The following is a 21,883-nucleotide window of genomic DNA, read 5'->3' as shown; positions in this document are numbered from 1 at the left end:
GCCGGTTCGCCGCGCGAGGGGCGCCTGCATCGGCGAGCCACACGAGGAGCACCGCATGACGCATACCCCGTCCCAGCCGCCGACCACCCCCGCCGGACAGCGCGAGATCCTGTTCAACGCCTTCGACATGAACTGCGTGGTCCACCAGTCCCCGGGACTGTGGCGCCACCCGGAGGACCGGGCCCGGGAGTACAATACGCTGAAGTACTGGACCGACGTTGCGAAGACCCTGGAGAAGGGGCTGTTCGACGGCCTGTTCATCGCCGACGTCCTCGGCCCCTACGACGTCTACGCCTCGAACCCCGACGCCGCGCTGTCCTCCGGCGCGCAGGTGCCGGTCAACGACCCGTTCCTGCTGGTCTCGGCGATGGCCGCGGTGACCGAGCACCTCGGCTTCGGGCTGACCGCCGGCACCGCCTACGAGCACCCGTACCCCTTCGCCCGCCGTCTGGGCAGCCTGGACCACCTCACCGGCGGCCGCGTGGGCTGGAACGTCGTCACCGGCTACCTTCCCTCGGCCGCGCAGAACATGGGCCAGGAGGACCAGCTGGAGCACGACGCCCGCTACGACCACGCCGACGAGTACATGGACGTGGTCTACAAGCTGCTCGAAGGCTCCTGGGAGGACGACGCCGTCGTCGCCGACAAGGCCTCCGGCGTCTTCACCGACACCTCCAAGGTCCACCGCATCGAGCACCAGGGCGAGCACTTCAAGACCCCGGGCATCTCGGTGGTCGAGCCGTCGCCGCAGCGCACGCCGGTGATCTACCAGGCCGGCGCCTCCACCCGCGGGCGGGCCTTCGCCGGCAAGCACGCCGAGGCGGTGTTCATCAATCCGCCGACGAAGGAGCTGGCCAAGCAGTCGGTGCAGCGGATCCGCCAGGCCGCCGTCGACGCCGGCCGCGACCCCTACTCGGTGCGCATCTTCGCCATGCAGACGGTGGTCACCGGCGCCGACGACGCCGCCGCACAGGCGAAGTACGACGACCTGGTCCAGTACATCGACCCGATCGGCGGGCTGGTGCTGATGTCGGGCTGGATGGGGCTGGACCTCAGCCAGTTCGACCTCGACCAGCCGATCGGCGACGTCGAGTCCAACGCCATCCAGTCCACCGTCGAGACCTTCCAGAAGGCCTCCGGCCGCGAGGGCGAGCCGTGGACTGTGCGGCAGCTGGCCGAATGGGTCGGCGTCGGCGGCTTCGGCCCGGTGATCGTCGGCGGCGGCGAGTCCGCGGCCCGGCAGCTCGTCGAGTGGCAGGAGGAGACCGACGTCGACGGGTTCAACCTGGCGTACCACATCACGCCGGGGACCTTCGAGGACATCGTCGAGCACGTGGTCCCCGAGCTGCAGAAGCTCGGCCGCTACAAGACCGAGTACACCTCCGGCACCATGCGCCATAAGCTCTTCGGCGACGGCGACCACCTGCCCGACGACCACCACGGCGCCCAGTTCCAGCTGCGCCGGCAGACGCAGACCAGCTGAGAGGGCCGGACATGACCACATCCCAGGAGTTCACCCGGCGCCTCGACGCCGGGCCGGTGATCTGCGCCGAAGGCTTCCTCTTCGAGCTCGAGCGCCGCGGGTACCTCTCCGCCGGCGAGTTCGTCCCCGAGGTCGCCCTCGAGCACCCGGAGGCGCTGCGCGGGCTGCACGTCGACTTCCAGCGCGCCGGATCGGACATCGTCGAGGCCTTCACCTACAACGGGCACCGCGAGAAGATGCGGGTCATCGGCAAGGAGGACCTGCTCGAGCCGCTGAACCGCGCGGCCCTGCAGATCGCCCGGCAGGTGGCCGACGAGCGGCCCGGCGACCTGGTCGCCGGCAACATCTCCAACACCAACATCTGGGACCCGGCCGATCCGGCCGCCCAGGCGGAGGTGCGCGGGATGTTCGAGGAGATGGTCGGCTGGGCCGTCGACGAGGGTGCCGACATCATCGTCGCCGAGACCTTCTACTACGCCGGCGAGGCGCTCGCGGCCCTGGAGATCGCGAAGGCGAGCGGGCTGGCCGTGGTCACCACGCTGGCGCCGATGGCCACCGAGCGGATGTCCGACGACGTCGGCATCGTCGAGACCGCCCAGCGGCTGGAGCAGGCCGGCGCCGACGTCGTCGGGCTCAACTGCTTCCGCGGGCCGCAGACCACCATGCCGTGGCTGCGCCGGATCCGCGAGGCGGTCTCCTGCCACGTGGGTGCGCTGCCGGTGCCCTACCGGACCACGGAGGAGGAGCCGACCTTCTTCAACCTCTCCGACGAGTCCGCCGCAGTGCCCGCCCCGCACGGGCGGACCTTCCCGACGGCGCTGGATCCGCTGTTCACCAACCGGTATGAGATCCGCTCCTTCGCCGAGGAGGCGCTGGCGCTGGACGTGCAGTACCTCGGAGTGTGCTGCGGCGCCGCACCGATCCACATCCGCGAGGTCGCCGAGGCCGCGGGGCGGACGACGCCGGCGAGCCGGTACGGCGAGCGGATGCAGAACCACTTCATGTACGGCTCGCACGAGCGGCTGCCCGAGCACATCGCCGGGCTGGGCGAGACCGCCTGAGCTTCCGGGGCCGTGCGCCGGGGCCCGGGTCCCGGCGCGCGGCCTCGGCCCTCCATGCGCGGCCCGCCGACGCGTTGGCTCTGGAGTTCGGGCCTTAACCCCCTCGATTCCGGCGGGGGTTAAGGCCCGAACTCCAGAGCCAACGGTGTGTGGGCGGGGCGCCGGGCCGACGGCGTCGTTCAGAGGTGCTGCGACAGGACCAGCTCAGGCTCGCCCGTCTCGGGCTGGGCCTCCTGGAAACCGTGGCGCCTGTAGAAGCGCCGGGCATCCCTGTCCTGGGCATCCACCGGAACCTCCACCCATGCGACGTCGGCCGCCCGGGCGTCGTCGAGCACTGCGCGGATCAGCAGCGAACCCGGGCCGACGGAGCGCAGCGCAGGCACCACGTAGAGCTCGTCCAGCAGGTCGACCGGATGATCGGACCAGACGTTCGCCCGGCGGGTGACCAGGGCCAGGCCCGCCGCCGTCGTCGCCTCGGTGACGAGCCAGGCACGAGTCCGGTCGGTCGGCAGCATCCGGCGCAGCCGGTCGGCGAGCACCGCCGGCCCGGGCGTGGGCGAGCCGAACTCCGTGTTGAAGTCGTGCAGCAGGCGCGCGAGGACGTCGGCGTCCGCGACGGTCGCGCGGCGGACCCGCGTCTCGTGGGGCGCCGTCCCGTGGGGCATCGTCGATCCTCCTGGAGAGGGCGTGCGACGAACCTAGCCGGGGGAGCGGCCGGAGCGGAAGCCCTGGGCGCATACGTCGCTTCTGGAGTTCGGGCCTCCGCCACCGCTGAGATCGACGGGGACTGATCCCCGAATTTCAGAGCTGGCGTCGTCTCGAAGGCGAACGACGGGAGTCGCCCATCATGGAGACAAGGTCTGCGGTGTTGCCTGGGGCCTCGAGTCGTGCTGTTCTGCGACCTCCTCCTCCAAGCGCCTTCCCCGGGCACGCAATGTCGCATAGGCCGCCTGTACCGCCGGGTTTCGCAGGGCCTCGGCGCGTCCGACCGCCCAGTAGGAGAGCTCGTGGGCGTAGTTCTCCGGCAGGATCCGGCGCAGTCTGGTGTCGCGTTCGGCCAGAAAGTCGGGGAGCAGGCCGATGCCAGCGCCGGCGGCCGTGGCCGTGACGTGGGAGAGAACGTTCGTCGAGGCGATGCCGCGGCGCATGCTGGGCAGCGACTCCGTAGCGCGGTCGAGGTCGTCGATGGTCAGCACCGCTTCGACGTAATAGTTGAGTCGATGCCCCGCGAGGTCAGTGATCGAGTGCGGAGTGCCGTGTCGCTCGAGATACTCGTCCGTGGCGTAGAGCCGCAGAGCGTAGTCCATGATGTGTTCGGCGTGGGCACGATGGAGCTGCGGACGTCCGACGACGATCTCCAGGTCCAGCCCCGAACGGTTCTGCCGGGCGCGCTGGGTGGCACTGATGAGTTCCACGGCGAGATTCGGATGCGCATCCTGGAGCTCGGACAGCGCCGGCGTCGCCACCTGGACGGCGAAGGCGTCGGGCGATCCGATGCGCACGACCCCGGAGATGCGGGCGTTCCCGTCGCCGTCGTCGACGAGGTCGGCCAACGCCTCTTCGATGCGCTCGGCGGCAGAGAGAGCTCGCTGGCCCAGAGCGGTCATCTCCCAGCCGGCGGGGGAGCGGCTCAGCAGGCGACCGCCCAGCGCATTCTCGAGTCCGACAATGCGACGCGACACTGTCGAATGGTTGATCGACAGAGCGTCGGCGGCGGCCGTGTACCGACCGAGTCGCGCGACGGCTAGAAAGGTCATCAGCTCGTCGAGGTGGCTTGCCAGCCCTTCGGTTCCGGGCGGCAGGTCGTGTGCGGCAGGTCCGGAGAGTCGCGTCATGCCCTGAGTGTGCATGAACGCACATCCGGGGTGCAATGTTCCCTTCCTTCTGTGCATTGAGTGGCGGTCGATGCCTCCTTAGTGTGATTCGTGACACATCAGTCGGCGATGCGGAGTCCCTCCGCTCAGCGACGGTCACTGCGTCCGACCCGAGGAAGCGGCCGGGCGGACTCATTTGAAGGAGGAGCTATGACGACGTACGGATGGATCGGTCTGGGCAACATGGGCGGTCCGATGACGGCGAACCTGGTTGCGGCCGGGCACACCGTCCGTGGATTCGACCTGGACGCCGGGGCCGCCGCGGAGGCCGCCGCCCGCGGGGTGGACATCGTCGGCAGCATCGCCGAAACGGTGGCCGGTGCCGACGTAGTCTTCACCATGCTGCCCAAGGGCGAGCATGTCCGCGCCGTCTACGGCGGAGAGGACGGCATCTGGGCCACTGCCGACACCCGGGCCCTGCTGGTGGACAGCTCCACCGTCGACATCGAGACATCCCAGCACTGTCACGACACGTCTGCGGCTCGCGGTTTTCGCTTCGTCGACGCCCCGGTCTCCGGCGGCGTCTCCGGGGCCGAAACCGCCACGTTGGCGTTCATGGTCGGCGGATCGCCCGAGGCGTCCGAGGAGGCGGTCGGTCATATCGAGCCGATGGCCGGCAGGACGATCGTGGCCGGCGGGGAGACGACCGGCATTGCGGCGAAGATCTGCAACAACATGATGCTGTTCATCAATCTGATGGCGGCCTCCGAGGGCTCTCAACTGGCCGATCGGCTCGGCCTGGACCCGCAGGTCTTCTGGGAGATCGCCTCGGTCTCGTCCGGCCATTCCTGGGCGCAGCAGACGTGGTACCCGATGCCGGGGATCGTCGACTCGGCGGCGTCCAACCGCAATTACGACGCCACGTTCCGCGCGGACCTCGCCCGCAAGGACGTCACGCTGGCCCTCGACGCCGGCGTACTGACCGGAGTCTCCCTGGAGGCCGCGCGGCTCGCACAGCGCCAGTTCGACCGCTTGATCGACGAAGGGCTGGCGGACAAGGACTGCTCGCTCATCGTGAAGTATGCCTCGCCCGACGGCGGGGCGCCGGGATGGACCGGCGCCGGCTCCGCTTCGGCAGAGCGCACCCTTTCTGCAGCCGAGATGAAGGAGGTTCGATGACTATGACTCCCCGGACGAACAACATGCTCTCTACTGACGATCTGAACTGCACGACGGATGTTGGCGCGCACGCTGCGGTCGGCGCCGCGGATGAGGAGCTGCCCACCGTCGGACACTTCATCGGCGGGGAGGCCGTCACCCACGCGCAGCGCCACGCGGAGGTGACGAATCCCGCACAGGGGAGGACGACCGGCCGTGTGGCGCTGGCCGATCGCCAGCAGGTGCGCGACGCCGTCGACGTCGCCGCCGCGGCCCAACGCTCCTGGCGTCGTGTGGGCCTGACCAAGCGGGCCCAGGTCATGTTCCGCGCGCGGCAGATCCTGGAGGACCGTCGTGCCGAGCTGGCCGCGACCATCACCGTCGAGCACGGAAAGGTGCTGTCCGACGCCGAGGGCGAGATCACCCGCGGACTGGAGAACGTCGATTTCTGCGCGGGACTGACGCACCACCTGAAGGGCGAGTACGCCGAACAGGTGGCCACCGGCGTGGACGTCCATCAGGTGCGCCAGCCTCTGGGGGTGGTCGCATGCATCACCCCGTTCAACTTCCCCGCGATGGTGCCACTGTGGATGATCACCACCGCGATCGCCGCGGGCAATGCGGTGATCCTCAAGCCGTCCGAACGAGCCCCGTCGGCGGCGCTGCAGATCGCCGAGGCCTTCCGCGAGGCGGGCCTGCCCGACGGAGTCCTCAACGTCGTCCAGGGAGACAAAGAGGCCGCGGACCAGTTGCTGATCGACCCGGCGGTCGCCGCGGTGAGCTTCGTGGGATCCACGCCGATCGCGCGGCACATCTATTCCACCTGCGCCGCGCATGGAAAGCGCGTCCAGGCGCTGGGCGGGGCGAAGAACCACATGGTGGTCATGCCCGACGCCGACCTCGACGCGGCGGCGGACGCCGCCGTCTCGGCGGCCTATGGTTCGGCCGGTGAACGGTGCATGGCCATCTCCGTCGTGGTCGCGGTCGGGGACATCGCCGATTCACTGGTCGAGCGTATCCGCGCACGCGCAGAGTCACTCCGTATCGGCGACGGGACGGATCCGGCCTCGGAGATGGGGCCGCTCATCACCGAAGAGGCTCTGGAGCGCGTCTCCGGCTACGTCGACGGTGCCGCCCAGGAGGGGGCTGCCGTGATCCTCGACGGTCGGGACCTGCGGGGGCCCGCAGAGGGGTACTTCATCGGGCCGTCGCTGCTGGACCACGTGCGCCCCGGCATGAAGGTCTACGACGACGAGATCTTCGGGCCTGTCCTCTCCGTGGTGCGCGTGGACAGCTACGACGACGGTGTGGAGCTGATCAACGCCAATAGCTATGCGAACGGCACGGCGGTGTTCACCCGAGACGGCAAGACGGCGCGGGAGTTCGAGTTCGACATCGAGGTGGGGATGGTCGGGATCAATGTGCCCATCCCCGTTCCGGCGGGAGCGTTCAGCTTCGGCGGGTGGAAGGACTCGTTGTTCGGAGATACTCACATGTACGGGCCGGAGGCCTTCAACTTCTACACCCGGCGCAAGGTCGTCACCAGCCGCTGGCCAGAGTCGAGCGAGTCTCAGGTCGACCTCGGATTCCCCACGCACTGAGCCTGCTCCCTGCGGGCTCGATTCCGGCTGGGCGGTCGGCGACGATCCGCTGATCGCCCAGCCGCTCCGCCGGCCGGTCACAGGGGACGGGACCGACCCCGGAATGCACCTTCACCCATACACGGGGCGATGTCGTGCTGCGTCCCACTGATCCCAGGAGGCCCCCATGATTCTTGGACTCATCGGCATCCTCGTCTCCCTGATGCTGCTCATCACCCTCGCCTACCGCGGCGTGACCATCGTGGTCGCCGCGCCCATCGCCGCCCTGGTCGCGATGATGCTCTCCGGAGCTCCGGTCCTGGCCAACTACACCGAGGTGTTCATGCCGGCGTTGGCCGATTTCATCGGTCGGTACTTCCCGATGTTCCTCACCGGAGCGATCTTCGGGCGCATGATGACGATGGCCGGATACGCCACCGACATCGCCCGCGTGATCACCCGGTGGTTGGGGCCGCGACGGGCCCTCCTGGCCACGGTGCTTACCACCGCTTTGCTGACGTACGGCGGGATCAGCGTCTTCGTGGTCGTCTTCGTCATGTACCCGCTCGCCAGGGAGTTGTTCCGAGCCGCCGACATCCCCCGTCGACTCATCCCGGGGGCGATCGCCCATGGCATGCTCACATTCACCATGACAGCCCTCCCCGGGTCTCCCCAGGTGCAGAACATCATTCCGGGTCAGGCGTTCCAGACGACGACGTTCGCGGCTCCCGGTCTGGGCATCCTCGGCGGGACGAGCATCTTCGTCCTGGGCATGCTGTGGCTGGAGTACCGCAAGCGTCGGCTTGCGGCCGCAGGCGAGCATTTCGCCGATCTGACGGTACAGGAGCAGAGGAGCGGCGTCGCGCCGACCAGACATGCGCAGGCGAAGCCCGGCCCGGGCGCGGCGAGGGTTGGCGAGACAGCCGCCCTCGCGCGAGACGACGCTTCGCGGCAGGACCGGGCGCAGGAGCCCGGGGACGAGGCGGCCGAAACGCTCACTCCCGCTCATCACGTGGTCTCCTTCCTCCCGATCCTGGTGGTGTTCCTGCTCAACTTCGGCTGCATCACGCTGCTCTTCCCCGCCATGGACTGGGGGCATCTGCAGGACGAGGAATACGGCGGGATCTCTCTGCAGGATCGTGCCGGGACCTGGGCGGTGCTCATCGCCCTCGTCGGGGCAATCCTGAGCATCCTGGCTCTGAATCTCCGACACGTCCGGTGGTTGCTCCAGGGCCTGACCGAAGGTGCCCGGTCGGCCCTGCTGCCGATCTTCAACACGGCCTCAGAAGTCGGGTACGGCGCCGTCATCGCGTCCCTCGCGGCGTTCACGGTGATCCGTGACGGCATATTCGGCGTCACCGGCAACGCGCTGGCGTCCACGGCGCTGTCGACGTCGACGATCTCCGGAGTGACGGGGTCGGCCTCCGGCGGAATGACGATCGCGCTCAATGCGCTGGGCGATGATCTCCGTCAGCTCGCCGTGGACCAGGACATCAGCCTCGAGGCCATGCACCGCATCACCGCCATGGCCTCCGGCGGACTGGACTCCATGCCCCACAACGGCGCGGTGATCACACTGATCATCGTCTGCGGGATGACCCATCGCGAGTCCTACAAGGACGTCGGCATCGTCTCATTGGTCATTCCCGTTCTGGTGACAGCCGCGCTCATTCCCGTGGTCCTCGCCGTCGGCGGGTTCTGACGGGGAACCGTCCTCGCCGGGCCTACGCCCAGGTCGTCAGCGCCCGGCGCTCGACCAGTCCGAGCAGCGCATCGGTGATCTTGCCGATGACCGCCAGCAGGATGATCGCCAGCAGCAGCCGATCGGTGCGGCCGGTGTTCTGCGAGTCGGTGAGCACGAAGCCCAGGCCCATCGAGGAGGCGATGAGCTCGGCCGCGACCAGGAACAGCCAGGCCTGGGCCAGCGCCAGGCGCAGCCCGGAGAACACCGAGGGGACCACCGCCGGCAGCTGGACGGTGGTCAGCAGACGCACCCCGTGCAGGCCGAAGGCCCGGCCGGCCTCCACCAGCTGCGGGTCCACATGCCGCAGGGCGGAGTAGACGGCGGTGAAGACCGGGAAGAAGGCGCCGATGGCGATGAGGGTGACTTTCGAGTCCTCGTAGATGCCCATCCAGAGGATCAGCAGCGGCACCCAGGCCAGCGAGGGCACCGCCCGGAATGCGCCGATCGTCGGCTGCAGCAGCGTGTCGGCGATCCGCGACAGCCCCAGCAGCGAGCCGACCGCCAGGCCGAGCACCGCGCCGATGCCGAAGCCGAGCAGCACGCGCTGCACCGAGATGGCGATGTGCTGGCCCAGCTCGCCGCGCTGGTGCAGCTCGACGCCGGCGGCGACGACCTCCTGCGGCGCGGGCAGCTGCACGGAGGAGAAGAGGCCGAGGACGTCGGTGACCAGCCACCAGACCAGCAGTAGGACCAGCGGCACGATCGCGCCGAGGACCACCCGGCCGCCGGGGACGCGGCGGAGCCGGGCCGGGGTGCTCTCCTGGTTCTGTTCCTGCGTGGTCTCGGCCATCACTGATCACCCTCGGAGGAGGTCGTCCCCTCGGCCTCGGTCGCTTCGCGGTCCTCGGCGAAGTCCGGGTGGAACAGTGTCTCCAGCGCCTGGTCGATGTCCTCCTGGCTGGAGACGTCGCCGGTGTCCAGGAAGATCGGGCCGACCTCCTCGAGCACCTCGCGCTGGTCCTCGCCCGGCACCGGGTCGATGTCGAAGGTGGTGCGCTCGGTGATGACCTGCTCGGCCACCGAGGTCTCGATGTTGCCGTACTCGGCCAGGATCTCAGCGGTCTGATCCGGGTTCTCCTGCGCCCACTGCCGCGCCTGCTCGTAGACGTCGACCACTGTCTGCGCGGTGTCCGGATGGTCCTCGATGAAGGGCTCGGTGGCGTTGATGACGCTGTAGGTGTTGAAGTCCACGTTCCGGTAGAAGAGCTCGGCGCCCTCCTGCTCCTGACCGGCCATGATCGGATCCAGACCCGCCCAGGCGTCGACGTCGCCGTTGGACAGCGCGGTGGCGCCGTCGGCGTGCTGGAGGTTCTGGACCTCGACGTCGTCGACGCTCATCCCGGCCTGCTGCAGCGCCTGGACCAGGAAGAAGTACGGGTCGGTGCCCAGCGTGGCGGCCACGCTGGCGCCCTCGAGGTCCTCCATCGACTCGATGTCCGAGTCCGGACCGGCGACCAGCGCCGACCACTCAGGCTGGTTCTCGATGAGGATCGTCTTCTGCGCGGCGCCGTTGGCGCGGGCGAGCAGCGCCGCCGAACCGGCGGTGGAGCCGACCTGGATCGCCTCGGCGCGCAGCTTCTCGTTGGCGTCGTTGGAGCCGTGGGACTGGACCCACTCGACCTCGGTGCCGGCGTCGGAGAGCTCCTCCTCCAGCCAGCCGTGCTCCTTGATGACCAGACTCAGCGGGTTGTAGGTCGCGAAGTCGAGGGTGAGCGTGCCCAGCTCGCCGTCCTCGGAGTCGGACGGCCCCTCGCCCTGCACGCAGCCGGCGGCCAGGACGGTCACCGCCGCGCCGGCGGCGACGACACGGGCGAGCCGGGTGGTGCGGAGGGCGGCGTGGTGCGAACGATTCATCGTGGGGAACGGCCTTTCGTGCAGTCGTGTCATCAAGGGGCAGGCGGTGCCGCGCGGGGGAGGGGGAGCGTCAGTGCTCGTGGCTGTCCACGACGTGGCCCGCGACGAGCTTCGCTCGTCACGGGTCCCTGACGTCGTGGGTCCAGACGCCGAGGCCGGCGAGCAGCTCGCCGCGCAGCGTGGCCAGCTCGGCCGAGGCGCGGTCGCGCGGGCGCTCGCCCGGGACCTCGAGCAGCCGGGAGACTGTCGCGCCCTCGGGGGCGCCGTCGGAGTCCTCGGCCGGGTCGGCGCCGAGCAGCAGGATCCGGTCGGCCAGCTGCAGGGCCTCGTCGACGTCGTGGGTCACCAGCAGCACGGTGGTGCCGGTCTGCGCGTGGACGTCGAGCAGCAGGTCCTGCATCTTCAGCCGGGTCAGCGCGTCGAGCGCGCCGAAGGGCTCGTCGAGCAGCAGCACCCCGGGCCGACGCGCCAGCGCCCGGGCCAGCGAGGCGCGCTGGGCCATGCCGCCGGAGATCTCGCGCGGACGCAGCTCCGCCCGCTCGGCCAGCCCGACCAGCCGCAGCAGCTCGTCGACGCGCTCGCGGCCCTCGGCCCGGGACACGCCGCGCGGCAGTCCCAGGGCGACGTTGCGGCGGATCGAGCGCCAGGGCAGCAGCCGCGGCTCCTGGAACCCGACGGCGGTGCGCTCGTCGAAGGGCTTCACCGGGTCGCCGTCGATCAGCACCTGGCCGTCGTGGCCGGCGTCGAGACCGCCGACGGCGCGCAGCAGCGTGGACTTGCCGCAGCCGGAGGCGCCGAGGACCGCGACGACCTCGCCGGGACGCAGGGCGACGTCCACGTCGCGCAGCACAGTGCGCTCGCCGAAGCGCCGGCCGACGGCCTGCAGATCCACCGGCAGCGAGCGGCGGGCGGACTCGGCCGTCGTGCCCGGACGGGCGGCGGGCGACTCGGCCTCGGCGGGACGCTCGGCGCGGGGCGTCGCGAGGGCAGGTGCGGACGTCGTCATGGAGGATTCACGCTCCCATCGGTCCTGGCGGTAGCACCCGGCGTGACAGAAGCACCCGGGTTGCTGCGGCGTCGTCGAGCCAGATCTCTCGGCCGCTCGGGATGGATACGCGATTCACCGTACGAGGCCCGACGCGCCGGGACCAAAGCGCGCCCACGATGTGAGACATCCGGCGACATCTTCTGCCGCCGCAGACGCTCCCGGTCGCCCCCGCCGGGGGAGGCTCATCTGACGAACTGTGACATGAACACTCTGCACAGATTTGACGAGTGTTCATCACCGGCCCGTACAGTTGAGCCCAGCCACCATCCAGAGCGACTGAGAGATCTGGCTCGACGACGTCGCAGCAACCCGGGAAGGCCACGCCGCGCCGGGTGCTACCGCCAGGACCGATGGAGAATGCCCATGATTTCACTGCGCCATGTGTCCACGACCTTCCCCGCCGCACGGGGTGAGGATCCGATCCGCGCCGTCGACGCCGTCAGCCTGGAGATCCCGCAGGGGAGCATCCAAGGCATCATCGGCTTCTCCGGCGCGGGGAAGTCGACGCTGCTGCGGAACATCAACCTGCTCGAGCGCCCCACCGCCGGCGCGGTGCACGTCGCCGGCACGGAGCTCACCGCCCTCGACGGCGAAGCGCTGCGCCGTGCGCGCCACCACATCGGGATGATCTTCCAGGGCTTCAACCTGGTGAACAATCTGACTGTCGCGCAGAACGTGGAGCTGTCGCTGAAGTTCGCCGAAGTCTCCGAGAAGGCCGAGCGCCGCCGGCGCGTGGCCGAGGCGCTGGCCATCGTCGACCTCGCCGACCGTGCTGAGACCTACCCGGCCCAGCTCTCCGGCGGACAGAAGCAGCGCGTGGCGATCGCCCGGGCGCTGGCCACGCGGCCGCAGGTGCTGCTCTGCGACGAGCCGACCTCGGCCCTGGACCCGGCGACGACGGCGACGGTGCTGCAGTACCTCGCCGACGTGAACCGGGACCTGGGGATCACCGTGGTCATCGTGACCCACGAGATGGAGGTCATCAAGGCCCTGGCCGATCATGTGGCCGTCATGGAGGACGGCCGCGTCGTCGAGCGGTTCCCGGCCGCCGAGCTGGACCGTGAGGACTTCGCCCCGCGCACCGCCATCGGCGAGTATCTCGCCGGCGGCGGCATCCGCGTCGACCGCGGCGGGCGCGCGGCGGCCGACGTCGCCGCGCCGGAGCAGACGGATCGCGCGGAGCAGACGGAACAGGCCGCCGCGCACGACTCGCACCAGCTGTCGGAGGTGGTCGGCTGATGCAGCGCATCCTCGAACTGCAGCCCGAGCTGGTCCAGGCCCTGCTGGAGACCTTCGTGATGATCGGGGTCGCCATCCCGCTGGCGGTGCTGCTCGGCACGCCGCTGGGCGTGTGGCTATTCGTCCACGCCCCGGGCGGGATCGCGCCGTCGCCGCGCAGCCATGCCGTGGTCAGCGGGCTGGTCAACGCCGTGCGCTCCTTCCCGTTCCTGATCCTGCTCATCGCGATCATCCCGTTCACCCGGCTGATCGTCGGCACCACGGTCGGCACCGCCGCGGCCATCGTGCCGCTGACGGTCAACGCGATCCCGTACTTCGCCCGGCTGGTCGAGCAGAACATCAGTCAGCTCGGCACCGGCGCCGTGGAGGCCTCCCGGGCGATGGGGGCGACGCGCCGGCAGATCATCCGCAACGTGCTGCTGGTCGACGCCCGGCCCGGCCTCATCGGCTCGATCACCATCACCACGGTCAGCTTCATCTCCTACTCGGCGATGGTCGGGCTGGTCGGCGGCGGCGGGATCGGCGACTTCGCCATCCGCTACGGCTACTACCGGTATGAGACCGCAGTGATGCTGGTGGCCATCGTGCTGATGCTCGCCCTGGTCAGCCTCGTCCAATGGGGCGGCGGCCGACTCTCCCGGCTGGCCGACAAGCGGGTCTGACCGCTCGGCTCCCCGCCCGCCGGAGCCCGCCTCCGGCCCCCTCCCTCCGCCGTCCGGCGTGATCGGCCCGACGCGTCGACGGCTCACCGCACCTCTGACACGAAAGCATCCCCATGTCTCACCTGCTGAACCTCTCCGGCCCCTCGTTCGGCGGCCCCTCCCGCCGCGGCGTGCTCGTCGGCAGCCTCGGCGCCGCCGGCGCGCTGGCCCTGACCTCCTGCGGCCTGGCCGACGCCGTCGGCGGCGGGAGCGGCGACGACACGACCATCAGCATGATCGTCACCGAGTCCGCGCCCTTCCAGGAGCCCACCGAGATCGCGAAGGAGCTGCTGGCCGAGGACGGCTGGACGCTGGAGACCACCTACGTCACCGACATCATCCAGCCCAACCAGGTCGTCTCGCAGGGCGAGTACGACGCGAACTTCTTCCAGCACATCGCCTACCTGCGCCAGTTCAACGAGGACAACGGCACCGACGTCGAGCCGGCCTTCTCGGTGTACTACGCCCCCAGCGGCATCTTCTCGCTCGAGCATGACAGCATCGAGGACCTTCCGCAGGGCGCGCAGATCGCGCTGGCGGTGGACACGGCCAACAACGGCCGCGGCATCAAGCTGCTGGCCGAGGCCGGAGCCCTGGAGATCGACGAGTCCAAGCCGGTCACCGAGCTCAGCCAGCGCGACATCACCGCCAACCCGAAGAACTTCGAGTTCATCGAGGTCGACCAGCAGTCCACTCCGCAGACGCTGCCCGACGTCGACGCCGGCTTCGCCTTCGCCCGACTGATCGCCGAGGCCGGCCACGACGTCGACGAGACCGCGCTGATCCTGGAGGACGACGCCGAGGTCCGGCGTCCCTACACGATCGTCGTGGCCGGCCGGCCCGGCTTCCAGGACACCGAGAAGGCCCGGGCGCTGCAGAAGGCCTTCCAGTCCGAGGAGGTCCGGCAGTGGTACGCCGACTACCTCGACGGCGCCATCGACTTCACCGACGAGTTCACCCTCGAGAACGTCGAGGACGTCTGGGCGGAGTTCTCCGGCTGAGCCGGTCCGCCCCCGCTGAACCCTCCCGGCGGCGGTCGCGCGGTGCACTGGGCATGGCCGCGACGACCGTCGTCGGGAGTCTCCCTCCCGAGTCCGCTCCGCCGGGGCCTTCCCCGTCGACTCGCCGCCCGCCCGAGGATGTGATGCCGCGATGAGCACGACCGCACTGCACGAGACGACAGCCCACCAGGACCGTCGCTCCGCCGACGGAGTCGAGCTGCCCGAGGAGCTGCTCGCCGAGATCGCCGACGGCGCCGTCGACCGCGAGCTCGACCGCGAGCTGCCGCACGGGCCCGTCGCCGCGCTGGATGCCGCCGGCTTCGGCGCGCTGCGCGTGCCCGGCGAGGCCGGCGGACCCGGAGCGAGCATCGCGGACCTTACCCGTCAGGTGATCCGCCTGGCGGCCGCCGACTCCAACGTCGCCCATCTCTACCGCGGGCACTTCGGCTTCGTGGAGTCGCTGCGCTTCCAGCCCGAGGAGATCCGGCGCGCCTGGTACCCGCGGGTGCTGGCCGGCGAGACCGTCGGCAACGCCTCCACCGAGAAGGGCGGCAACGCGCTGGGCACGCTGAACACTGTGCTCACCGTCGGCGAGGACGGCACGACGCGGCTGGACGGCGAGAAGTTCTACTCCACCGGCACGATCTTCGCCGACCACACCCGCGTCTCGGTCTCCCGCCCGGGGCGCGAGGGGCGCGGCTTCGCCGTCGTGCCGATCACCGCCGACGGTGTGACCGTCCACGACGACTGGGACGGCTTCGGCCAGCGGCTCACCGGCACCGGCACCACGCAGTTCGACGGCGTGCCGGTCGCCGAGGACGCGGTCCTCGACCGGGTGCCCGGATCCCATGAGGCCGTGCACGAGGCGGCCTTCTTCCAGCTCCACCTGCTGGCGGTGCAGGTCGGCATCGCCCGCGCCGCCCTGGCCGACGCCTCCGCGCTGGTGGCGAAACGGTCCCGGACCTTCAACACTTCCGGCTCCGGACAGCTCTTCCGCGAGGATCCGCTGATCCAGCAGATCGTCGGCCGGATGTCGGCGCGGACCTTCGCCGCGGAAGCGACGGTGCTCGAGGTCGCCCGCATCCAGGACCGTGCGCTCGCCGCCGGGCTGGCCGCCGGCACCCAGGACGACCCGCACGCCGAGCTGCCGCGGGCGGTCCACGACGCCGAGATCGCGGTCGAGCAGGCGCAGATCACCGTGCCGGAGACGACCATCGGCGTCGCCCAGGAGCTCTTCCAGACCGTCGGCGCCTCCGCCACGCTGCGCGGCAAGGCCCTGGACCGCCACTGGCGCAACGCCCAGACCATCGCCACGCATAATCCCGTCGCCTTCCGCGCCCGCGCCGTCGGCGACTGGGAGGTCAACGGCACCCTGCCCGAAGGGCTCACCGCGATCGGGGATGCCGCCGCCTCGGGCGCCGCGGCGTCGACTGCGGGAGGAGGAGCATGACCACGTCGCTGCAGACCCCCGCCCCGGCGGAGCCTGGGCTCGCGCCGCTCCGCGAGCGCCGTCGTGTGCTGGCCTCCGCCTTCGCCGGCACGACGATCGAGTGGTACGACTTCTACCTCTACGGCACCGCCGCCGCGCTCGTGTTCGACACCCAGTTCTTCCCCAGCGAGAGCGAGCTGGCCAGCACCGTCGCCTCCTTCGCCGCGCTGGCCACCGGGTTCCTCATGCGGCCCCTGGGCGGCATCGTGGGCGGCCACCTCGGCGACCGGATCGGTCGCAAGGCGCTGCTCGTGGCCTCGCTGATGATCATGGGCATCGCCTCGCTGCTCATCGGCCTGCTCCCGAACCACGGGACCATCGGCGTCTGGGCCGCGATCGCCCTGGTGACGCTGCGCATGGTGCAGGGATTCGCGACCGGCGCTGAATGGGGCGGCTCCGCCCTCCTCTCGGTCGAGCATGCCCCGGCCCGGCGCCGCGGGCTCTACGGATCCTTCACGCAGGTGGGCTCTGCGGCCGGCATGCTCCTGGCCACCGGCGCCTTCGTCCTGGTCGGCGCGCTGACCACCGATGAGGAGTTCGCCGCCTTCGGCTGGCGGATCCCGTTCCTGCTCTCGGCCGTGCTGGTGGTGCTGGCCCTGTGGATCCGGCTGGGAGTGCAGGACGCGCCCGAGTTCTCGGCGATGCGCCGCGAGGGGCGCACTGCGAGATCCCCGGTGCGCGAGGTGATCGCCCACCATCGCGGCCCCCTGCTCATCATCATCGCCCAGCGCATCGCGCAGAACAGCGTCTATTTCCTCATCGCGGTGTACCTGCTGAGCTACCTCTCCTCCACGCGCGGCGACGACGCCGCAGGAACCACGGCGGTGATGGTCGCCTCCGCCGTCGGCCTCGTGACCACCCCGCTGTGGGGCCTGATCTCGGACCGGGTGGGCCGGCGGGCGCCGACGGCCTTCGGCTTCGTGGCCATCGCCGGCTTCGTGTGGGTGCTCTTCGCCTACCTGGACGCCGGGCCGCTCACGCTGCTCCCGCTGGTCGTGATCCTGGGGATGAACATCGCCCACGACGCGGTGTACGGCCCGCAGGCGGCCTGGTTCGCCGAGCAGTTCCCGATCGAGGTGCGCTATTCCGGGGTGAACATGGGCTATCAGCTGGGCTCCGTGATCGGCGGCGGCATCATGCCCCTGGTCGCCGCCCTGCTCTTCGCCGCCGGCGGCGACACCCCCTGGCTGATCTGCGCCTACGTCACGACGATCGCCGCGATCTCGTTCGGAGCGACCATGCTCGCCCGCGACTCCCACGGCCGCTCCCTCCGCGCCGCGCGCGACGACCGACCCTGACCATCCTGAGGACCCGAGGAGAACCATGCCCCCGACGCCGATGCTCTTCAACGCCTTCGACATGCTCGTCCCCGTCCATCAGTCCCCGGGGCTGTGGCGCCACCCGGACTCGCGGATCGCCGAGTTCGACACGCTGGCGTACTGGACCGAGCTGTCCCGGACGGTGGAGGACGCCGGGTTCTCCTCCCTCTTCCTGGCCGACGTGCCCGGGGTCTACGACGTCTACGGCGGCGACGGCGACGCCGCGGCGCGCGGGGGCGTGCAGTATCCGCTGCTGGACCCGCAGGTGATCGTGCCGGCCCTGGCCGCGGCGACCACCCACCTGGGCTTCGGCGTGACCGCCTCGGTGACCTACGAGGCGCCGTACCTGCTGGCCCGACGCTTCGCCACATTGGACCACCTCACCGGCGGCCGGGTGGCCTGGAACATCGTCACCAGCTACCAGGACTCGGCGGCGCGGAACCTCGGCATGCAGGGCCAGATCCCGCACGACGAGCGCTACGACCGCGCCGACGAGTACATGGAGGTCATGTACGAGCTCTTCGAGCGCTCCGTCGAGGACGACGCGGTGGTCGCCGACGCCGACCGCGGGGTCTTCGTGGATCCGGAGAAGGTCCACGACGTCGACCACGCGGGTCGCTGGTTCTCCGTGCCCGGGCGCATGCTCACCCACCCGGGGCCGCAGCGCACTCCGCTGCTCTTCCAGGCCGGGGCGTCGGCCCGCGGGCAGCAGTTCGCCGTCGACCACGCCGAGGCGATCTTCGCGATCACCTCGCGGCCGGAGAAGCTGGCCGAGCAGGTCACCGCCACGCGTGAGCAGCTCTCCGCCGCCGGCCGGGATCCGGCGTCGGTGCGCTTCTTCGCGATGGTGACCATCGTCGTCGGCGAGACGGAGGACCAGGCGCGGGCCCGGCTGGAGGAGTACCGCGAGCACGTCGACACCGAGGCCGCCCTGACGCTCTTCGGCGGCTGGACCGGCGTCGACCTCTCCGATCTGGCCGAGGACGACGTCATCGCCGACGTGCAGACCGAGGCGAACCAGTCGGCGCTGGCGATGTTCACCAAGGATCCCGAGCAGCGCTGGACGGTCCGCGACGCCGCGGAGTTCATCTCCATCGGCGGCCGCGGTCCGCTGATCGTCGGCGACCCCGCGCAGGTGGTGGACGAGCTGGAACGCTGGCGGGACGTCGCCGACGTCGACGGCTTCAACGTCTCCGCGGCGGTGCGTCCGGCCGACTTCGAGCGGTTCCGCGATCTGGTGGCCCCGGAGCTGCGGCGCCGCGGGCTGCTGGCCGAGCGGCCCGAGCAGCCGCTCACCCTGCGCGAGCAGCTCGGCGGCGAAGGACCGCATCTGGCCGCCGAGCACCCCGGCCGCCGCGGCTGAGCGGCTCGCCTCCGGATCGGGTCAGCGCGCCGCGCGGCGCAGCATCAGGTCCATGATCTCGGCGTCGACCGGGCGCGCCGTGCCGTAGGCCGGGTAGCGGAACGGGATGATGCTGGCATAGGGGTTGATGTCGAGGACGACGGCGTCCTCGCCCGTGTCCAGCCGCGGCGCGAGCAGGTCGACCACGGCCGTCTCGAGCCCCGGGACGGCGGCGAGTCCGTCGGCGGCCAGCTTGGTCAGGTCCTCGGAGAGCGCGTCGGTGACGTCGACGGCGATCCCGCCGCCTGCGGCGAGGTCCGCGATCGGCGTCAGCTGGGCGGTCTCGCCGGCGGGGATCACAGTGTCCGGACTCAGCCCGACCGGCTCGAGGAACGCCTCGGTGATCTGAGGCTGCCGCGAGCTCAGTGCGGCGCACCCGCGGCGCCGGGAGATCTCGGCGGCGGCCAGCTCGCCGACGGTGGAGGACCCGTCGCCGACCACATGCAGCGGGACCCGCACGATGGCCGCGGCGACCCGCCGGCCCACGACGAAGCAGCGCAGGTCCAGCCCCGGATGATGCGCCTCCACCACCATCTGATACTGCGACCCCGAGGTCGCCGAGCGGGCATGCATCGCCTGCAGCCAGGCATGGCGCAGCTCCGGCTCGGTGCGCACGTCGGCGGTGACGCCGCGGCCGGTGCGTCCGGTGGAGGGCTTGACCGCCGCCGGTCCGCCCAGCGTCTTCAGATACTTCACCGCGCGGCTGAACTGGGTGGGGCTGATGCCCCGGCCCTGCGGCGTCGGCACGCCGGCGGTCTCCAGGTAGCGCCGGGTCAGCTGCTTGGAGCGGGCCACGCGGCGGGCATGATTGCTGACCAGCGATGTCACCGCGGAGTCCATCCCGCCGACGACGATGCCGGAGAGCGAGAAGACCACATGGTTGTCGGTGATCCGCTCGGCCGTCATCCCGCGGCGCCGGGCGGCGTCCTGGAGCAGCTCGCGGTGCGTGCTCACCGCGGTCCACCGGTTCATCAGGCCCCGTCGCGGCGTGACGTGCTCGGCGAGGAAGCTGTCCAGCGCGCCGCCGTCGTCGGGGGCCCGGCCCGGCGGCGTGCCGGGCGACTCCGGCTCCTCGGGCGCGGACCGGTCGGCGGGCTCCGCAGGGCGCGGAGCCGACGTCGGCGGGGCGGGGAGAGGGGACTCGGAGGGGGCCATGGGGGTCAGGATATCCTCACCGGGAGGCCCGGATCAGGAGCATGTCCGCCAGCGCACCGGCCACATCGCGGCCGGTGCCGACGGCGGGGAGATGGTGGGGGAGGAGCGAGGCGGTCGGCTCGACGTCGACCACCACCGCGCCGTCGGCCGAGTCCAGCCGCGGAGCCACCAGATCCGCGGCCCCGGCGCCGAGGCCGGGCATCGCGCCGACGGCGTCGGCGGCCACCTCGGCGAGCTCGTCGGCGAGCTCGTCCGTGACGTCGACGGGCAGCCCGCCGGCGTCCAGACCGGCGGTCGCGGCCAGGATCCGCACCTCGCCGGCCTGCGGCACGGCGTCGGCGCGCAGACCGGCGGCCTCCAGCGCGGCGTCGTCCAGATGGGGCGTCCGCGGCGCGAGGATCGCGTGGCCGCGGCGTCGGTCGGTCTGCAGCTCGAGCAGCTCGCGCACTGTCGAGGTGCCGTCGCCGACGAGGTGCAGCGGCACGCGGACGATCGCCGAGACGACCCGGTCGCCGACGACGAAGGCGCGCAGGTCCAGCCCGGCATGGTGGGTCTCGAGCAGCAGGTTGAGATTGGCTCCGGGGCCGCGGCGGCGGGCCTGCAGCGCCGGCCGCCACGCGGCGCGCAGCTGGTCCTCGGTCTCCAGGCCGGTGGTGATCCCGGCGCCGGGGTGGCCGGCGACAGGTTTGAGCGTCGCGGGGCCGTCGAGTTCGGCGAGCTGCGCGCAGGCGGCGTCCAGCGCGTCCGGGCCGTGCATCCGCCCGGCGGGCACCGGCACGTCGCGGACCCGCAGGTGTCGCTTGGTCAGCCAGGCGTTGTCGCCGACGCGGCGGGCGTGGGCGCCGACCAGCGTGGTGACGCCGTCGCGCAGCCCGCCGACGACGATGCCGCCGAGCAGCAGGACCTGCTGGCCGTCGACCTCCTCGGTGCGCACACCGCGGCGGCTCAGCGCCGCGCGGATCAGCTCGTCGTCGGTCGCCGGGCGCGGCACCGAGGCGACGGCCCCGGCCTCGCCGACCAGCCGGTCGGCGATGAACTGTTCGACAGCATGCTCGCTCTCATCGCGGGACGGCGCGGCGGCCGCCTCGTCCGGCTCGTCCGGCGAGTCGGCGGAGGCGCCGGACACTGCGCCGGACTCCGCGGCGGGGTCTTCGGCGGCGGCGCGGGCTGGGGGCGTGGAGCTGGCCATGCGCCCCAGGATAGCGCCCGGGCCGGGGCGGTCGCGGTCAGGCCGAGGAACCGCCGCGCTCGGCGGGGTGGCCGCCCTCGTCGGCCCAGTCGCTGCCGGTCTCCTCGGTGGCGAGCCCGGGGTCGGAGACGACGTCGCCGCTGCCCTCGGCGCCGGCGGCCGTCGTGGTGGGCGAGGAGTCCGGGTCCCCGGGGTCCTCGCCGCCGGATCCCGCGCTCTCCGGGTCGGTCGCCGGAGCGCCGGATCCCGCCGCCGGCGAGGCGTCGGCGAGGTCGGCGTCGGCGGCCTCGCGCACACGGTCGGCGGAGGTGCGCACCGCCTCGGCGGCGGCGTCGGCGGCCTTCCGCGCGCCGGCGGCGACATCCTGGGCCGTGCGGGCGGCGACGTCGGAGGCGCGGTTCATCTGCTCCTGGACCGTCGGATCGTTCCACGTCTCCGAGGCGGTGCGGCGGGCCTTCTCCAGGCTCTCGCCGCCGTTCTTCGAGCCGAGCACGTAGCCCACGGCCACGCCGACGCCCAGTGAGAACAGTCCCATGATGTGTTCCATCCTTCCGTCACGACCGTCGTCGGGTCGGGTGGTCTGCCGCGCGGCCCGCGACCGGCGGATCCGGGCCGCTGCTGTCGAACCTACGGGGCGACGTCGGCG

The 21,883-nt window shown here is 71.2% G+C and carries 19 protein-coding genes and 2 riboswitches; of the genes, 11 read left to right on the top strand and 8 right to left on the bottom strand.

The genetic code is table 11. The features are described 5' to 3' along the window. The first annotated feature begins 55 nt into the window (after window positions 1–55). The gene (locus tag ABD652_RS12375; RefSeq protein ID WP_344721818.1) at window positions 56–1,483 is read left to right on the top strand and encodes an LLM class flavin-dependent oxidoreductase; all 1,428 of its coding nucleotides are present in this window, start codon (window positions 56–58) and stop codon (window positions 1,481–1,483) included. A gap of 11 nt (window positions 1,484–1,494) precedes the next feature. Then, window positions 1,495–2,544, top strand: a complete 1,050-nt coding sequence (locus tag ABD652_RS12370; RefSeq protein ID WP_344721816.1) for a homocysteine S-methyltransferase family protein — start codon at window positions 1,495–1,497, stop codon at window positions 2,542–2,544. Between the two features lie 179 nt (window positions 2,545–2,723). On the opposite strand, the gene ABD652_RS12365 is transcribed toward ABD652_RS12370, so the two are convergent. After that, window positions 2,724–3,209 (bottom strand): GNAT family N-acetyltransferase, encoded by a 486-nt coding sequence (locus tag ABD652_RS12365; protein WP_344721814.1) that lies wholly within the window; start codon window positions 3,207–3,209, stop codon window positions 2,724–2,726. A gap of 180 nt (window positions 3,210–3,389) precedes the next feature. After that, window positions 3,390–4,379, bottom strand: coding sequence for a LysR family transcriptional regulator (locus ABD652_RS12360; RefSeq protein ID WP_344721812.1), 990 nt, complete (start codon window positions 4,377–4,379; stop codon window positions 3,390–3,392). Between the two features lie 189 nt (window positions 4,380–4,568). On the opposite strand from ABD652_RS12360, the gene mmsB reads away from it, so the two are divergent. The 3 genes from mmsB (at window position 4,569) to ABD652_RS12345 (ending at window position 8,798) form a co-directional block, all read left to right on the top strand. Next, window positions 4,569–5,537 carry a 3-hydroxyisobutyrate dehydrogenase gene (gene mmsB, locus ABD652_RS12355; protein WP_344721810.1) on the top strand — a complete coding sequence of 323 codons (969 nt, stop codon included), beginning with the start codon at window positions 4,569–4,571 and terminating at the stop codon, window positions 5,535–5,537. Window positions 5,538–5,635: 98 nt separating this feature from the next. Continuing rightward, window positions 5,636–7,117 (top strand): CoA-acylating methylmalonate-semialdehyde dehydrogenase, encoded by a 1,482-nt coding sequence (locus ABD652_RS12350; protein WP_344721838.1) that lies wholly within the window; start codon window positions 5,636–5,638, stop codon window positions 7,115–7,117. Between the two features lie 166 nt (window positions 7,118–7,283). Beyond that, entirely contained in the window at window positions 7,284–8,798 is a 1,515-nt protein-coding gene (locus tag ABD652_RS12345; protein WP_344721808.1) for a GntP family permease, read from the top strand. Window positions 8,799–8,820: 22 nt separating this feature from the next. Here the strand turns inward: ABD652_RS12345 and ABD652_RS12340 are convergent, their stop codons facing one another. From ABD652_RS12340 to ABD652_RS12330, 3 genes are all read right to left on the bottom strand, one after another. Then, window positions 8,821–9,630, bottom strand: coding sequence for an ABC transporter permease (locus ABD652_RS12340; protein WP_344721806.1), 810 nt, complete (start codon window positions 9,628–9,630; stop codon window positions 8,821–8,823). Next, a complete protein-coding gene (locus tag ABD652_RS12335) occupies window positions 9,630–10,694 on the bottom strand; it encodes an aliphatic sulfonate ABC transporter substrate-binding protein (RefSeq protein WP_344721803.1) in 1,065 nt (354 codons plus the stop codon). Before ABD652_RS12335 ends, ABD652_RS12340 begins: the two co-directional genes overlap by 1 nt. Before the next feature lie 118 nt (window positions 10,695–10,812). Continuing rightward, entirely contained in the window at window positions 10,813–11,700 is an 888-nt protein-coding gene (locus tag ABD652_RS12330; protein WP_344721801.1) for an ABC transporter ATP-binding protein, read from the bottom strand. Window positions 11,701–11,712: 12 nt separating this feature from the next. Further along, window positions 11,713–11,808, bottom strand: a riboswitch (SAM riboswitch). Window positions 11,809–12,002: 194 nt separating this feature from the next. Then, window positions 12,003–12,099: riboswitch (SAM riboswitch) on the top strand. A gap of 6 nt (window positions 12,100–12,105) precedes the next feature. On the opposite strand from ABD652_RS12330, the gene ABD652_RS12325 reads away from it, so the two are divergent. From ABD652_RS12325 to ABD652_RS12300, 6 genes are all read left to right on the top strand, one after another. Continuing rightward, window positions 12,106–12,981, top strand: a complete 876-nt coding sequence (locus tag ABD652_RS12325; protein ID WP_344721799.1) for a methionine ABC transporter ATP-binding protein — start codon at window positions 12,106–12,108, stop codon at window positions 12,979–12,981. Next, window positions 12,981–13,643, top strand: a complete 663-nt coding sequence (locus tag ABD652_RS12320; protein WP_344721797.1) for a methionine ABC transporter permease — start codon at window positions 12,981–12,983, stop codon at window positions 13,641–13,643. The genes ABD652_RS12325 and ABD652_RS12320 overlap by 1 nt, the downstream gene beginning before the upstream one ends. A 113-nt stretch (window positions 13,644–13,756) precedes the next feature. Then, window positions 13,757–14,683 carry a MetQ/NlpA family ABC transporter substrate-binding protein gene (locus ABD652_RS12315; protein WP_344721795.1) on the top strand — a complete coding sequence of 309 codons (927 nt, stop codon included), beginning with the start codon at window positions 13,757–13,759 and terminating at the stop codon, window positions 14,681–14,683. Between the two features lie 151 nt (window positions 14,684–14,834). Further along, complete coding sequence (locus ABD652_RS12310; RefSeq protein ID WP_344721792.1) at window positions 14,835–16,133, top strand: acyl-CoA dehydrogenase family protein; 1,299 nt, start codon at window positions 14,835–14,837, stop codon at window positions 16,131–16,133. Beyond that, on the top strand, window positions 16,130–17,470 hold the full coding sequence (locus ABD652_RS12305) for an MFS transporter (protein WP_344721789.1): 1,341 nt from the start codon (window positions 16,130–16,132) through the stop codon (window positions 17,468–17,470). The genes ABD652_RS12310 and ABD652_RS12305 overlap by 4 nt, the downstream gene beginning before the upstream one ends. Before the next feature lie 25 nt (window positions 17,471–17,495). Beyond that, window positions 17,496–18,854, top strand: a complete 1,359-nt coding sequence (locus ABD652_RS12300) for an LLM class flavin-dependent oxidoreductase (RefSeq protein WP_344721786.1) — start codon at window positions 17,496–17,498, stop codon at window positions 18,852–18,854. A gap of 21 nt (window positions 18,855–18,875) precedes the next feature. On the opposite strand, the gene ABD652_RS12295 is transcribed toward ABD652_RS12300, so the two are convergent. The 3 genes from ABD652_RS12295 to ABD652_RS12285 are packed head-to-tail and all read right to left on the bottom strand — an operon-like array spanning window position 18,876 to window position 21,772. Then, window positions 18,876–20,048, bottom strand: coding sequence for a hypothetical protein (locus ABD652_RS12295; protein ID WP_344721784.1), 1,173 nt, complete (start codon window positions 20,046–20,048; stop codon window positions 18,876–18,878). Between the two features lie 16 nt (window positions 20,049–20,064). Next, window positions 20,065–21,237 (bottom strand): hypothetical protein, encoded by a 1,173-nt coding sequence (locus ABD652_RS12290; RefSeq protein WP_344721782.1) that lies wholly within the window; start codon window positions 21,235–21,237, stop codon window positions 20,065–20,067. Between the two features lie 37 nt (window positions 21,238–21,274). Continuing rightward, window positions 21,275–21,772 carry a hypothetical protein gene (locus tag ABD652_RS12285; protein WP_344721779.1) on the bottom strand — a complete coding sequence of 166 codons (498 nt, stop codon included), beginning with the start codon at window positions 21,770–21,772 and terminating at the stop codon, window positions 21,275–21,277. Window positions 21,773–21,883: the final 111 nt, after the last annotated feature.

It is taken from the genome of Nesterenkonia halobia (genome assembly GCF_039536005.1).
GTDB classification, from domain to species: domain Bacteria; phylum Actinomycetota; class Actinomycetes; order Actinomycetales; family Micrococcaceae; genus Nesterenkonia; species Nesterenkonia halobia.
This window is presented reverse-complemented; position numbering and strand designations above follow the sequence as displayed.